We start from the raw sequence: 12,267 nt of genomic DNA, 5'->3' as shown, positions 1-12,267 counted from the left end.
TGAGCACTTACGCGCTCGTTTACTCATTCGATACGCTGCTGTTCATACCCCATTCGCCAACTTACGGCCCGCGTCGCCGCCAGTAACCGCTGCGCCGCCGGGCCGTTTTCGTCGGCGTGAAACAGCGAGGTCGGGCCGACGATGGTCAGCACGGCGGCGATCTGCCCGACCGCGTTGAACACCGGTGCCGAGAGCGCATCCACACCCGGCATCAACAAACCATGCACATGATGCAGACCGCGTTCGCGGATCTGCTGACACAGCGCTGTATAGGCTTTTTCGTCTTTGAGCGGATGTTGCTCAACGCTGGTCTCCTGCTCGCGCAGTTCATCGGTTTCCCGGTGCGGCAGGTAAGCACTGAACACCAGCCCCGTGGAAGAACTGAGCAACGGCAGCACCGACCCCAACTGCGTCACTACCGTCACTGCGCGCACCGCCGGTTCGATGTGCACAACGGTTGCGCCCTGATTGCCCCACACCGCGAGGAAGCAGGTTTCGTTGAGTTCATCGCGCAGATCGGACAAGGGCAGGGCGGCGACTTTCAACACGTCCATGCTATTGAGTGCGGCCAGACCCACGCGCAGCGCCTCGCGGCCGAGACCGTAGTGGTTGGTGGCGGCGTTTTGCTCGGCAAAACCCGAGGCAATCAACGCCTGCAAATAGCGATGCACCTTGCTCGCCGGCATCTGTACGTGTTCGGCCAGGCGCGACAGCGAAGTGGACGGCGACAACTCGGCCAGGGCCTTGAGGATGTCGGTGCCGACTTCGGCGGAGCGGACTTTCTGTTTGCCGTTGCTGTCGCTGGTTTTTTCCATGGTGCTGGCGGGTTCCGGTTCGAATGGGCGTCTTTATAGCTTGACGCTGGATAGCGAGCAAATTACGTTATGCGTAATCAAATTACGATAATAACAACCCCGGCGTGCCGAAACCTCTGAGCCAGAGCGATGGGCCACTGCCGACTCCCTGTTCAGGAGGCTCCATGAACCTCGATTCAACCGCGCAGGGCCTGGCTTATCAGTCCGGCTTCGGCAACGAATTCAGCACTGAAGCGTTGCCCGGCGCGCTGCCCGTTGGCCAGAACTCCCCGCAAAAAGCTCCTTACGGTCTCTACACCGAACTGTTCTCCGGCACCGCATTCACCATGGCCCGCAGCGAAGCGCGGCGCACCTGGATGTACCGGATCCAGCCGTCGGCCAATCACCCGGCATTCGTCAAACTGGAGCGGCAACTGGCGGGAGGGCCGTTGGGTGAAGTGACCCCCAATCGTCTGCGCTGGAATGCGCTGGACATCCCTGCCGCGCCAACCGATTTTGTCGACGGCCTGGTGAGCATGGCCGCTAACGCCAGCGCCGAAAAACCGTCCGGCATCAGCATCTACAGCTATACCGCCAATCGATCGATGGAGCGGGTGTTTTTCAACGCTGACGGTGAAATGCTGTTGGTGCCACAACTGGGTCGTCTGCGCATCGCCACCGAACTGGGTGTGCTGGAGGTAGCGCCGCTGGAAATCGCCGTGCTGCCACGCGGGCTGAAATTTCGTATCGAACTGCTCGACCCGCACGCGCGCGGCTACGTCGCCGAAAACCACGGTGCACCGCTGCGCCTGCCGGATCTGGGGCCGATCGGCAGTAATGGCCTGGCCAATCCGCGGGACTTCCTGACGCCGATCGCGGCCTACGAAAACCTCCAGCAACCGACCACCCTGGTGCAGAAATTCCTCGGCCAGCTATGGGCCACCGAACTCAATCATTCGCCACTGAACGTGGTCGCCTGGCACGGCAACAACGTGCCGTACAAATACGATCTGCGCCGTTTCAACACCATCGGCACGGTCAGTTTCGATCACCCGGACCCGTCGATCTTCACCGTGCTGACGTCGCCGACCAGCGTGCACGGTCTGGCCAATCTCGACTTCGTGATCTTCCCGCCGCGCTGGATGGTCGCCGAAAACACCTTCCGGCCGCCGTGGTTCCACCGCAACCTGATGAACGAATTCATGGGCCTGATTCAGGGCGAGTACGACGCCAAGGCCGAAGGTTTCGTGCCCGGTGGCGCCTCGCTGCACAGCTGCATGAGTGCGCATGGCCCGGACGGCGAAACCTGCACCAAAGCAATCAATGCCGAGCTCAAGCCCACGAAGATCGACAACACCATGGCCTTCATGTTCGAGACCAGCCAGGTGCTGCGCCCAAGCCGCTTCGCCCTCGACTGCCCACAACTGCAACCCGATTACGACGCCTGCTGGGCCACGCTGCCCGCCACGTTCGACCCGACCCGGAGATAACCCATGACTCAGCCTTCCATTACCCGCAGTTGGGTCGCTTCGGCCAACGGCCACAGTGACTTCCCGTTGCAGAACCTGCCGCTGGGGGTGTTCAGCATCAACGATTCGGCGCCGCGCGCGGGCGTGGCGATTGGCGAACATATCTTCGATCTGCAAGTAGCGCTCGAGGCCGGTCTGTTCGATGGCGTTGCGCGCAGCGCCGTCGAAGCCATGCGCGGAGGGCAGTTGAACGCGTTCTTCGAACTGGGCCGTGCGGCGCGTGTTGCTCTGCGCTCGCGCCTGCTCGAACTGTTCAGCGAAGGCAGTACCCTGCGTGGCAACATCGAAGCACAAGGCGCGAAACTTCTGCCGCTGGCTGCCGATTGCCAGATGCACCTGCCGGCCCGGATCAGCGATTACACCGACTTCTACGTTGGTATCGAGCACGCGCAGAACGTCGGCAAACTGTTCCGCCCGGACAATCCCCTGCTGCCCAATTACAAGCACGTGCCGATCGGTTATCACGGTCGGGCCTCCACCGTGCGAGCCTCCGGCACCGCGGTGCGTCGACCGAAAGGCCAGACCCTGCCGGCCGGCCAGAACGAGCCGACTTTCGGCCCCTGCGCGCGCCTGGACTACGAGCTGGAGCTGGGCATCTGGATCGGCCCGGGCAACGAGATGGGCGAGCCGATCGCCATCGGCGATGCGGCCGAGCACATTGCCGGTTTCTGCCTGCTCAACGATTGGTCGGCCCGCGACATCCAGGCCTGGGAGTACCAGCCGCTGGGGCCGTTCCTGTCGAAGAGTTTCATCACCAGTGTCTCGCCATGGGTGGTCACGGCCGAAGCGCTGGAGCCATTCCGCACGGCGCAGCCGGCGCGCCCCGAGGGCGATCCGCAGCCGCTGCCCTACCTGTTCGACAAGCGTGATCAGGACGGTGGCGCCTTCGACATCGAACTGGAAGTGCTGCTGCTCACCGAAGCCATGCGCGAGCAAAATCTGCCGGCCCATCGCCTGACCCTCAGTAACACTCGCTACATGTACTGGACTGTCGCGCAAATGGTCGCGCATCACAGCGTCAACGGATGCCAGTTGCAGGCCGGCGACCTGTTTGGCTCGGGTACCTTGTCCGGCCCTGAAAACGGTCAGTTCGGCAGCCTGCTGGAAATCACCGAGGGCGGTAAAAAGCCTATCGACTTGGCCTCCGGCGAGGTGCGCAAATTCCTTGAAGACGGTGACGAAATCATCCTGCGCGCGCGTTGCGCCCGCGACGGTCATGCCTCGATCGGCTTCGGCGAATGCCGTGGCACCGTGATCGCGGCGCGCTGAAGGAGCCGCTCATGGATCTCTATACCTACTACCGCTCGACCTCGTCGTACCGGGTGCGAATCGCGCTGGCGCTCAAGGGCCTTGATTATCAGGCGTTGCCGATCAACCTGATCGCGCCGCCGGGTGGCGAGCATCGGCAAGCGGCGTACCTGGCGATCAATCCACAGGGCCGGGTGCCCGCCTTGCGCAGCGATGACGGCGAATTGCTGATCCAGTCACCGGCGATCATCGAGTACCTGGAGGAGCGTTATCCACAGGTGCCGTTGTTGCCGGACGATCTGGTGGCGCGTGCGCAGGTGCGCGGTGTCGCGGCGGTGATCGGCTGCGACGTGCACCCGCTGCATAACGTCAGCGTGCTCAATCGCCTGCGTCAGTCAGGGCACGACGAAGCGCAGGTGACGGCGTGGATCGACCACTGGATTGCCCAAGGGCTGGCGACGGTGGAGCAATTGATCGGTGATAGCGGTTTCTGTTTCGGCGAGTGGCCGTGCGTGGCGGATGTGTACCTGATCCCGCAGTTGTATGCGGCTGAGCGGTTTAATGTCAGCCTCGACCATTATCCGAAAATCCGCGGGGTCGCCGCGCTCGCGGCCGAACACCCTGCGTTCATCAAGGCCCATCCCGCCAACCAACCTGACACCCCGAGATAACCCTGTTGGAGATAACCCTGCAGGAGATAACCCTGTTGAGGATAACCCTGTGGGAGCGAGCCTGCTCGCGAAGAACGCTAACGCGGTCTGCCAGTCAGACCGAGGCGTCCGCTTCGCGAGCAGGCTCGCTCCCACATTGATTTAGGTTGGGGCCCACAACAGTATTTCAGTGGACGACGGAGTTGGGCGGCAGGTGGCCGAGTCGTTCGGTCAGGCGCAGGCGCTGGATCGGATCGTCACTGAGCAGCAACGCATGCTCCAGGTCGAAGCGTTCGGCATTCGGGCAATCAAGGCGTTGATACAGACTCGCCCGGGCCAGATAGTCGGCGGCAGTGGCGTCGCCGAGTTCGAGTACGCGCTCGGCGTCGATCAGGGCGGCGATGAAGTTATCGTGGGTCAGGTGCAGCTGGCGCAGGTTGCGCGACAGACGCTGGAGCATCTGCACCGGTGTCGCGGTCAGCAGGTGCTCGGCTTTTAGTTGCAGGTTCGGCCCGTACTGGCGCTGCAACAGTTCACGACAGTCATTGGGGTACAGGCGGCGCCCACCGCAGGGATCGAGCAGGTGATCGGCACCGGGTACGCGCAGCAGGAAATGCCCGGGAAAGTTGACCCCGACCAGCGGTATTTCCAGGCCGCGGGCCAATTCCAGCGCAATCAGCGCCAATGCCAACGGCTGGCCACGTTGCGTCTCTAACACGCGATGCACCAGCGCCGCCTGTGGGCGCAGCGGCAGGAAGTCGTCCTGAGCAAATCCCAGATCGACCATGCGGCGCAGCAGCGGTTGCGCCAGTTCGCTGACCGGCAGCATTGGCAACCCGTAACTGATCCGTTGGTGCAGTGCCTTGAACGCTTGCAGCAGTGCTTGCGGTTCCACCGCTTTGTCGTGCTCGGCGGCGATCCACAGCGCGGCTTCCAGCAGCGCCGGCGGCGAACGGTGCAGACACTCGAAAAAACCTTGGCGCGGACTCATCGAAATCTCCCTCGAATGCCTCGTTTTAGCCCCGTCCGTGGCGTTCGTCCAGTCGCCGGCGGCGTGGCATGCCGGATATGCCGCAAAGGCAGTTTGTGCAGGGTCGCTTATTCCGGCGCGCTCCAGCAATTTTCAGGGGCAAGCCTATACTGGCGTTCTACAAGAAGTGATTCGGGAGCCCGATGATGTTCGCTCTCATGCAAAGCACTCGCCTGGAATCGCTGCACCTGAGCGTGGACCCGGTCTCCGGGTTGAAGGCGGTCATTGCCATCCATAACAGCCGTCTCGGGCCAGCCCTGGGCGGATGTCGTTACCTTGCCTATCCCGATGACGAATCAGCCGTCGAGGACGCCATTCGCCTGGCCAAAGGCATGAGCTATAAAGCGGCGTTGGCCGGTCTGGCACAGGGCGGCGGAGTCGCGGTGATTGTGCGCCCGGTCCATGTAGAAAACCGTGGAGCGTTGTTCGAAGCATTCGGCCGTTGCATCGACCAGCTCGATGGCCGTTACATTACCGCCATCGACAGCGGCACCTCGGTGGCCGACATGGATTGCATCGCCCAACAGACGCAACACGTCACCAGCACCACTTCTGCGGGCGACCCTGCGCCCCACGCGGCGATGGGCGTGTTCACCGGCATTCGCGCCACGGCCATGGCGCGGCTGGGCAGCGATAATCTCGAAGGGTTGCGCGTGGCCATCCAGGGCCTGGGTAATGTCGGCTATGCGCTGGCCGAGCAACTGCACGCGGCCGGGGCCGAGCTGCTGGTCAGCGACATCGACCACGGCAAGGTGCAATTGGCGATGGAGCAACTCAACGCCCACCCGATTGCCAATGATGCGCTGCTCAGCACACCCTGCGACATTCTCGCGCCCTGCGGCCTGGGCGGTGTGCTCAACAGCCACACAGTCGCGCAACTGCGCTGCTCGGCCGTGGCCGGCTCGGCGAACAATCAACTTTCGCATCTTGATGTGGCTGACCAACTGGAGCGGCGCGGCATTCTCTATGCGCCGGATTACGTGATCAATGCCGGCGGCCTGATCTACGTCTCGCTGAAACATCGCGGTGAAGAATTGCCGACCATTACCGCGCACCTGTCGAAAATCAGTTCGCGATTGACCGAAGTCTTCGCCCACGCGCAAGCAGAAAAGCGTTCGCCGGCGCGGGTGGCGGATGAGTTGGCCGAGAAGGTTTTGTATCGATAAATGTCAGGCATCAAAAAGGCCCTGAGCGTTTCGACTCAGGGCCTGTTCAATTCGGGCTCGATTACTTCGCTGCCTTTGCCGCTTTGACCGGTTTCACCGGCGCTTCTGCCGCTTCAGCCTCGTCCGCTTTCTCGACCGGTTCAGCCGGCGCGTTGATCAGCTCCGACAGCGCATCGGGCTGGCTCTTGAACGCCCGGGCGAACACATCGCGATTCTTCGCCATGTAGATCCCGGCTTCTTCCACTTGCTGTTCGGTCAGGGACGGAACGGCTTTTTGCAGCACATCGGCCAGATATTCGGCCAGTTCGAGCATTTTGTCATGACGGTCAGCTTCGGCTTTATCCATGAACAAGCGCTCCAGATCTCGGCTGCTGCGGTATACCACTTCGACGGCCATTCACCACCTCACATGCCTTCACGTTAAGTTGTCTTGACGACTACTGTATCCATATACAGCGAAAAGGATAAGCGAATCCCAGCGCCATGGGTAGTGGCTTTTCAATGTAGACCGGATTTTCGGTTTGTCAGGGGGCGTGTCATTGGCATTCGCGAGCAGGCTCGCTGCCACAGGCGGTGCGACCAAACGCCACGGCGCGGGATCTGCAACGGATCGCCATGATGCATGGCCCTGAATCTGCATGAAAAAATCGCAGAAGGGCCTATGCGCAAAACCGTCACGTCCAACACGCATCATCCGCTCGAATCGGGCTAAGGAACATCATCGTGAGAATCAACTGGGCCGAGAAACTGCGGCAAAACGTGCACCAACTGGCCGAGTCCCTGGGCAACCTGTTCGTCGAGACCTTTCACTACCTGGCGCTGTTCGCCATCGGTGCGGTGACGGCGTGGGCGGCGGTGATGGAGTTTCTCGGGATGCTCGAGGAAGGCCACATCAAGATCGATGACATCCTGTTGCTGTTCATCTATCTGGAACTGGGCGCGATGGTCGGGATTTATTTCAAGACCAACCACATGCCGGTGCGCTTCCTGATCTACGTGGCCATCACCGCGCTGACCCGTCTGCTGATTTCCAATGTCTCGCACCACAACCCGCCGGACATGGGCATCATTTACCTGTGCGGCGGGATTTTGCTGCTGGCCTTCGCCATCCTTGTGGTGCGTTACGCTTCGTCGCAATTCCCTTCGGTGAAGATTGAAAAACCGCAACGCAAACTGGGCGCCGGTTCCAGCGAACATCCCGAAGTCGAGAAAGGCGAGCTTTAAAGGCCCGCCGCCTGGCCCGACGGGCCTTTGGTTCGAGGCGGCGGCGGGGTGAGCCCGGCGCCGCGGGTCATGGCTTCGAGAATCGTCATGGCGCTGTGGCCCTGCTCGATGGCGATGCCGAACTGGATGCTCTGCACCAGCCGTTTCAACCTTTCCGGATCGTTGCGCTGTTCGGCGCTGATCATGCGTTTGGCCACGATTCGGCCGCTGTTGGACAGGGTCAGCATGATGCTGCCGTCCAGACCCTGAATGCTCAGGTTGATTTGATAGTCCGGCGCGAAGGCATCGGTAATGATCTGAAAGGGGTTGTCCATGATGCGTCACCGCCTGATTGAACGTGCAGTTGTTGACCGGCCATGATCTGATTTGGTTCGCCAAACCGGATCACCGGCATTCCGTGGCCTGTAGCGTTGCTTCATATTGGGGGCTGTCGAAGGCTGCGATCTTTTGCTCTTGGCTGTGTTGATTTCGATCAGGTGACTGAAATCAGTGCAGTCTTTCGGTGCTCCAGCAGGGAAGTAGCAAGGGCTGTGCCGAGAAAATTGTCGAACAATGAACACGGGCATGAAAAAGGCGAACCGCCGAGGTTCGCCTTTTTTATCTGGCCTGTTTCAGGGCAGAAATGAGTAGATGATCGCTGACAGTGCAATCAGGCCGATCAGCACCACAAACACATTGGATACCTGGCCCGAATACTGGCGCAAGGCCGGCACGCGGCGGATTGCGTACATCGGCATGAGGAACAACAGGCAGGCAATCACCGGGCCGCCGAGGGTCTCGATCATCCCCAGAATGCTCGGGTTGAACGTGGCTACGGCCCAGCAACTGAGGATCATGAACAGCGCGGTGGCGCGGTTTAGCCAGCTCGCCGACATCACCCGGCCACGGCTGCGCAGGCTTTTGACGATCAGGCCCTGAAAGCCTTCGCTGGCGCCGATGTAGTGGCCGAGGAAGGATTTGGTGATTGCTACCAGCGCGATCAGCGGTGCGGCATAAGCGATGACCGGTGTCTGGAAGTGGTTGGCCAGGTACGACAGGATCGAAATATTCTGCGCTTTCGCTGCCGCCAGATCCGCCGGTGACAGCGCCAGCACGCAACTGAAGCAAAAGAACATCACCGTGACGACCATCATGCCGTGGGCCATGGCGAGGATGCCGCTGCTTTTGCGTTCGGCCTGCGCGCCATAACGCTGTTTCTGATCGACAGCGAAGGCGGAAATGATCGGCGAATGGTTGAACGAGAACACCATCACCGGAATCGCCAGCCACAGTGTCTTGAGCAATACCGACAGCGGCATGGCCTCCTGAGCGCTGGCGAAGAAGGCGCCGTTCCAGTTCGGGATCAGGCTGAACGCCAGCAGCAGTAAGGCCGCGACAAACGGATAAACCAGCACGCTCATGGCTTTGACGATGACACGCTGGCCGCAGCGCACGATAACCATCAGACCGAGGATCAGCGCCAGCGACAAGGCTGCCCGTGGCGGCGGGGCGATCTGCAGTTGGTGTTCGAGGAAGCTGCTCAGGGTGTTGGTCAGCGCCACGCTGTAGACCAGCAGGATCGGGAAGATCGCAAAGAAATACAGCAGCGTGATCAATTTGCCGGCGCCGATGCCGAAGTGTTCTTCAACCACTTCGGTGATGTCCCCGGAGCGTCCGGACAACACGAACCGCGTCAGGCCCCGGTGCGCGAAGAAGGTCATCGGGAAGGCCAGCACGGCCAACAGCAGTAACGGCCAGAATCCACCGACTCCGGCGTTGATCGGCAGGAACAAGGTGCCGGCACCGATGGCGGTGCCGTACAGACCCAGCATCCAGGTAGTGTCGAATGTGCTCCAGCCCTTGTCGGCCGTTTCTGTCTTTTCTGTGCGCGGTACAGCGGGATTTTCGGCAGCAGGTGTACGTACATCGGTCATCGGTATCGCCTCGTTATTATTCTTGCTCGGGCTCACGTGTTACGGACGGCAGGGGAGGCTCCTCAGCACTCCACCCAGCTCACGGCCAGGCCGCCCCGTGAAGTCTCTTTGTATTTGTCGTGCATGTCGGCGCCGGTGTCGCGCATGGTGCGGATCACCCGGTCGAGGGAAATGAAGTGGTTGCCGTCGCCGCGCAGGGCCATTTGCGTGGCATTGATGGCTTTCACCGCCGCAATGGCATTGCGCTCGATGCACGGCACCTGAACAAGGCCGCCGACCGGGTCGCAGGTCAGGCCCAGGTTATGTTCCAGGCCGATTTCGGCGGCGTTTTCCAGTTGTTCCGGGGTGGCGCCAAGTACGTCGGCCAGGCCGGCGGCGGCCATGGCACAGGCCGATCCGACCTCACCCTGACAGCCGACTTCGGCGCCGGAGATAGAGGCATTTTTCTTACACAGAATGCCGACGGCGGCCGCGCCGAGAAAAAACGCGACGACGTCATCCTCAGACGCATCCGGATTGAATTTCATGTAGTAATGCAGAACCGCCGGAATGATCCCTGCGGCACCGTTGGTCGGCGCGGTCACCATGCGCCCGCCGGCAGCGTTTTCCTCGTTGACGGCGAGGGCGAACAGGTTGACCCACTCCATCGCCGACAGCGTCGAACTGATGACATTCGGTTTGCCGATTTCCAGCAGGCTTCGGTGCAGTTTCGCCGCACGACGCGGAACATTCAGGCCGCCGGGGAGGATGCCTTCGTGGCGCAGGCCTTGTTCGACGCACTCGCGCATCACTGACCAGATGTGCAAAAGGCCTTGGCGAATCTCGGTATCGCTGCGCCACGCCCGCTCGTTAGCCATCATCAGCTCGGACACGCGCAGATTGTGTTTTTTACACAGCGAGAGCAGTTCGGCGGCGCTGGAAAAGTCGTAAGGCAGCACCACGTCACTGGCCGGCGCGACGCCGGATTCGGCTTCGGCCGCTTCAATGATGAAACCGCCGCCCACCGAGTAGTACGTTTGCTCGCACAGCTTCGCGGTTTCGCCAAAGGCTGTCAGAGACATGGCGTTGGGATGGTAGGGCAGGCTCTCGTCCAGCAGCAGGAGATCGTTTTGCCAGTTGAAGGCAATCGAGTGCTGGCCGGCCAGGCGAAGTTGACCGTCCTCGCGCAGTTGCCGGATGCGCGGATCGATGGTCGACGGATCGATGCTGTCCGGCCATTCGCCCATCAATCCCATGACTGTGGCGCGGTCAGTGGCATGGCCGACGCCGGTAGCCGACAGCGAGCCGTACAGACGGATTTCCACACGCCGTACGTCGTTGAGCAAACGTTGATCAATCAAGGCTTGGGCAAACGTTGCGGCGGCGCGCATCGGGCCGACGGTATGGGAACTGGACGGACCGATGCCGACTTTGAATAGATCGAAAACGCTGATAGCCATGCTAAACCCTGACAAGCAATGGAAGAGGAATCGCTGCCATTTTTTGTAGGACAAGCGCAATGTCGGCGATACTGCCTGCCTCGGTCCTACGTGACCAACGAAATTTCCTAAGAAAGCCTTTAGCAGGACTAAACAATGAGTCGTCAATTGCACGCGCAGACCTACGTCTGGCTGCAGGTGTTCTCCTGTGCCGCGCGGCACCTGTCGTTCACCCGTTGCGCGCAGGAGTTGCACATCACCCCGGGCGCGGTCAGCCAGCAAATCCGCCAGTTGGAAGAGCGCCTGGGTTTCCGGCTGTTCCATCGGCGGGCACGTGGCGTGGAGCTCAGTGCAGAAGGGCAGCGGCTGGCGATGACGGTCAACGAGGCTTACGGCAGTATCGATGCCGAACTGCGTCGGCTGGACGCCGGCATGATCAGCGGGATTTTGCGGGTGCGTTCGATTCCGTCGTTTCTCAGCAAATGGTTGACCCCGCGCTTGCCGCGCCTGCAACAGCGCTACCCGGACATCCAGTTGCGCCTCGTGGCGGAGGACAGCAGCGTGCCGTTGCACGAGGGCGATTTCGATCTGGCGATCGACCTGAACGATGGCAGCTATCCGGGATTGTTATCCACAGCCTTGCTTGATGAGCAGATCTTTCCGGTGTGCGCGCCGAGTCTGCTGCGCGGACGACCGCCACTGCACGGGCCGGCGGATCTTGGGCATTTCCCGTTGCTGCACGACATCACTGCCTGGCGCGGCAGTTACGAATATGCGGAATGGGAATTCTATTTGAATGCGATCGGTTTCGAGGGCGCCGACGTCCGGCGTGGTCACACCTTCAACCGCAATCACCTGACCATCGAAGCCGCCATCGCCGGCATGGGCGTGGCGATCGCACGACGTACCTTGCTCAACGATGAGCTGGAACGCGGCACGCTGATGGTGCCGTTCGGGCTGTCCGTGCCCAATCACAAACGCTATGTGTTGCTGTATGCGCCGGGGGCGTTGAGCCATCCGGGCGTGCGTGCGGTGCATGACTGGGTGGTAGAAGAGGCGGGCATTTTTCGCAGTTTGCACCCGCTGAATGACGGGCAGTCATGAGCAGATTTTGCCAAGCGGCGAGGCGACCCGACTCCCGACCTTACCAGCGCTTCGCTCGGTTGTCCGGCTTTTTTTGCGAATGAATATTTATCTTTTTTCAGGGGTTGAAATGTTCGCCGCTCGGGCCGATTGTTGTAATCAAGGGGTCACGAAATCCTGTTCCAGGCCCCTTGCGAGCTAGCTGAAATAAG

The 12,267-nt window shown here is 61.0% G+C and carries 11 protein-coding genes and 1 pseudogene; 6 read left to right on the top strand and 6 right to left on the bottom strand.

Going from position 1 to position 12,267, the window contains the following annotated elements:
- Positions 1-23 precede the first annotated feature (23 nt).
- Positions 24-815 carry an IclR family transcriptional regulator gene (locus HU755_RS05960; protein ID WP_186630921.1) on the bottom strand — a complete coding sequence of 264 codons (792 nt, stop codon included), beginning with the start codon at positions 813-815 and terminating at the stop codon, positions 24-26.
- A gap of 164 nt (positions 816-979) precedes the next feature.
- Here HU755_RS05960 and hmgA point away from each other — a divergent pair, with 164 nt between their 5' ends.
- The 3 genes from hmgA to maiA are packed head-to-tail and all read left to right on the top strand — an operon-like array spanning position 980 to position 4,242.
- Positions 980-2,284 carry a homogentisate 1,2-dioxygenase gene (gene hmgA, locus HU755_RS05955; protein WP_186630920.1) on the top strand — a complete coding sequence of 435 codons (1,305 nt, stop codon included), beginning with the start codon at positions 980-982 and terminating at the stop codon, positions 2,282-2,284.
- A 3-nt stretch (positions 2,285-2,287) separates the two neighbouring features.
- Positions 2,288-3,592, top strand: a complete 1,305-nt coding sequence (fahA, locus tag HU755_RS05950) for a fumarylacetoacetase (RefSeq protein WP_186630919.1) — start codon at positions 2,288-2,290, stop codon at positions 3,590-3,592.
- An 11-nt stretch (positions 3,593-3,603) separates the two neighbouring features.
- Entirely contained in the window at positions 3,604-4,242 is a 639-nt protein-coding gene (gene maiA / locus HU755_RS05945) for a maleylacetoacetate isomerase (RefSeq protein ID WP_186630918.1), read from the top strand.
- 166 nt (positions 4,243-4,408) lie between these two features.
- Here maiA and HU755_RS05940 read toward each other — a convergent pair whose 3' ends face one another.
- The gene (locus HU755_RS05940) at positions 4,409-5,212 is read right to left on the bottom strand and encodes a SirB1 family protein (RefSeq protein ID WP_186630917.1); all 804 of its coding nucleotides are present in this window, start codon (positions 5,210-5,212) and stop codon (positions 4,409-4,411) included.
- Between the two features lie 185 nt (positions 5,213-5,397).
- Here HU755_RS05940 and HU755_RS05935 point away from each other — a divergent pair, with 185 nt between their 5' ends.
- Complete coding sequence (locus HU755_RS05935; RefSeq protein ID WP_186618725.1) at positions 5,398-6,417, top strand: Glu/Leu/Phe/Val dehydrogenase; 1,020 nt, start codon at positions 5,398-5,400, stop codon at positions 6,415-6,417.
- A 157-nt stretch (positions 6,418-6,574) separates the two neighbouring features.
- Here HU755_RS05935 and HU755_RS05930 read toward each other — a convergent pair.
- A pseudogene (locus HU755_RS05930) lies at positions 6,575-6,814 on the bottom strand (YebG family protein); the annotation flags it as partial.
- 326 nt (positions 6,815-7,140) lie between these two features.
- Between HU755_RS05930 and HU755_RS05925 the strand changes: the two are divergent.
- Positions 7,141-7,641 carry a phosphate-starvation-inducible protein PsiE gene (locus HU755_RS05925; RefSeq protein WP_186547208.1) on the top strand — a complete coding sequence of 167 codons (501 nt, stop codon included), beginning with the start codon at positions 7,141-7,143 and terminating at the stop codon, positions 7,639-7,641.
- On the opposite strand, the gene HU755_RS05920 is transcribed toward HU755_RS05925, so the two are convergent.
- From HU755_RS05920 to HU755_RS05910, 3 genes are all read right to left on the bottom strand, one after another.
- Entirely contained in the window at positions 7,638-7,955 is a 318-nt protein-coding gene (locus HU755_RS05920; protein WP_186630916.1) for a DUF3509 domain-containing protein, read from the bottom strand. The genes HU755_RS05925 and HU755_RS05920 overlap by 4 nt on opposite strands.
- A 297-nt stretch (positions 7,956-8,252) precedes the next feature.
- Positions 8,253-9,554, bottom strand: coding sequence for a serine/threonine transporter (locus HU755_RS05915; RefSeq protein ID WP_186630915.1), 1,302 nt, complete (start codon positions 9,552-9,554; stop codon positions 8,253-8,255).
- A 62-nt stretch (positions 9,555-9,616) separates the two neighbouring features.
- Positions 9,617-10,993 carry an L-serine ammonia-lyase gene (locus HU755_RS05910; protein WP_186630914.1) on the bottom strand — a complete coding sequence of 459 codons (1,377 nt, stop codon included), beginning with the start codon at positions 10,991-10,993 and terminating at the stop codon, positions 9,617-9,619.
- Positions 10,994-11,128: 135 nt separating this feature from the next.
- Between HU755_RS05910 and HU755_RS05905 the strand changes: the two genes are divergently transcribed.
- Entirely contained in the window at positions 11,129-12,076 is a 948-nt protein-coding gene (locus HU755_RS05905; RefSeq protein WP_186547204.1) for a LysR substrate-binding domain-containing protein, read from the top strand.
- Positions 12,077-12,267: the final 191 nt, after the last annotated feature.

Origin of the sequence: Pseudomonas sp. SWRI111, from assembly GCF_014268555.1 — a bacterium.
GTDB lineage: Bacteria > Pseudomonadota > Gammaproteobacteria > Pseudomonadales > Pseudomonadaceae > Aquipseudomonas > Aquipseudomonas hamedanensis.
Note: the sequence above shows the minus strand (reverse complement) of the source record. Positions and strands in the feature narration are given on the sequence as shown.

Coding starts and splice junctions, on each gene's coding strand:
- HU755_RS05960 (WP_186630921.1), bottom strand. CDS start 815: ATGGAAAAAACCAGCGACAGCAACGGCAAACAGAAAGTCCGCTCCGCC.
- HU755_RS05905 (WP_186547204.1), top strand. CDS start 11,129: ATGAGTCGTCAATTGCACGCGCAGACCTACGTCTGGCTGCAGGTGTTC.
- HU755_RS05935 (WP_186618725.1), top strand. CDS start 5,398: ATGTTCGCTCTCATGCAAAGCACTCGCCTGGAATCGCTGCACCTGAGC.
- maiA (WP_186630918.1), top strand. CDS start 3,604: ATGGATCTCTATACCTACTACCGCTCGACCTCGTCGTACCGGGTGCGA.
- hmgA (WP_186630920.1), top strand. CDS start 980: ATGAACCTCGATTCAACCGCGCAGGGCCTGGCTTATCAGTCCGGCTTC.
- fahA (WP_186630919.1), top strand. CDS start 2,288: ATGACTCAGCCTTCCATTACCCGCAGTTGGGTCGCTTCGGCCAACGGC.
- HU755_RS05920 (WP_186630916.1), bottom strand. CDS start 7,955: ATGGACAACCCCTTTCAGATCATTACCGATGCCTTCGCGCCGGACTAT.
- HU755_RS05915 (WP_186630915.1), bottom strand. CDS start 9,554: ATGACCGATGTACGTACACCTGCTGCCGAAAATCCCGCTGTACCGCGC.
- HU755_RS05910 (WP_186630914.1), bottom strand. CDS start 10,993: ATGGCTATCAGCGTTTTCGATCTATTCAAAGTCGGCATCGGTCCGTCC.
- HU755_RS05940 (WP_186630917.1), bottom strand. CDS start 5,212: ATGAGTCCGCGCCAAGGTTTTTTCGAGTGTCTGCACCGTTCGCCGCCG.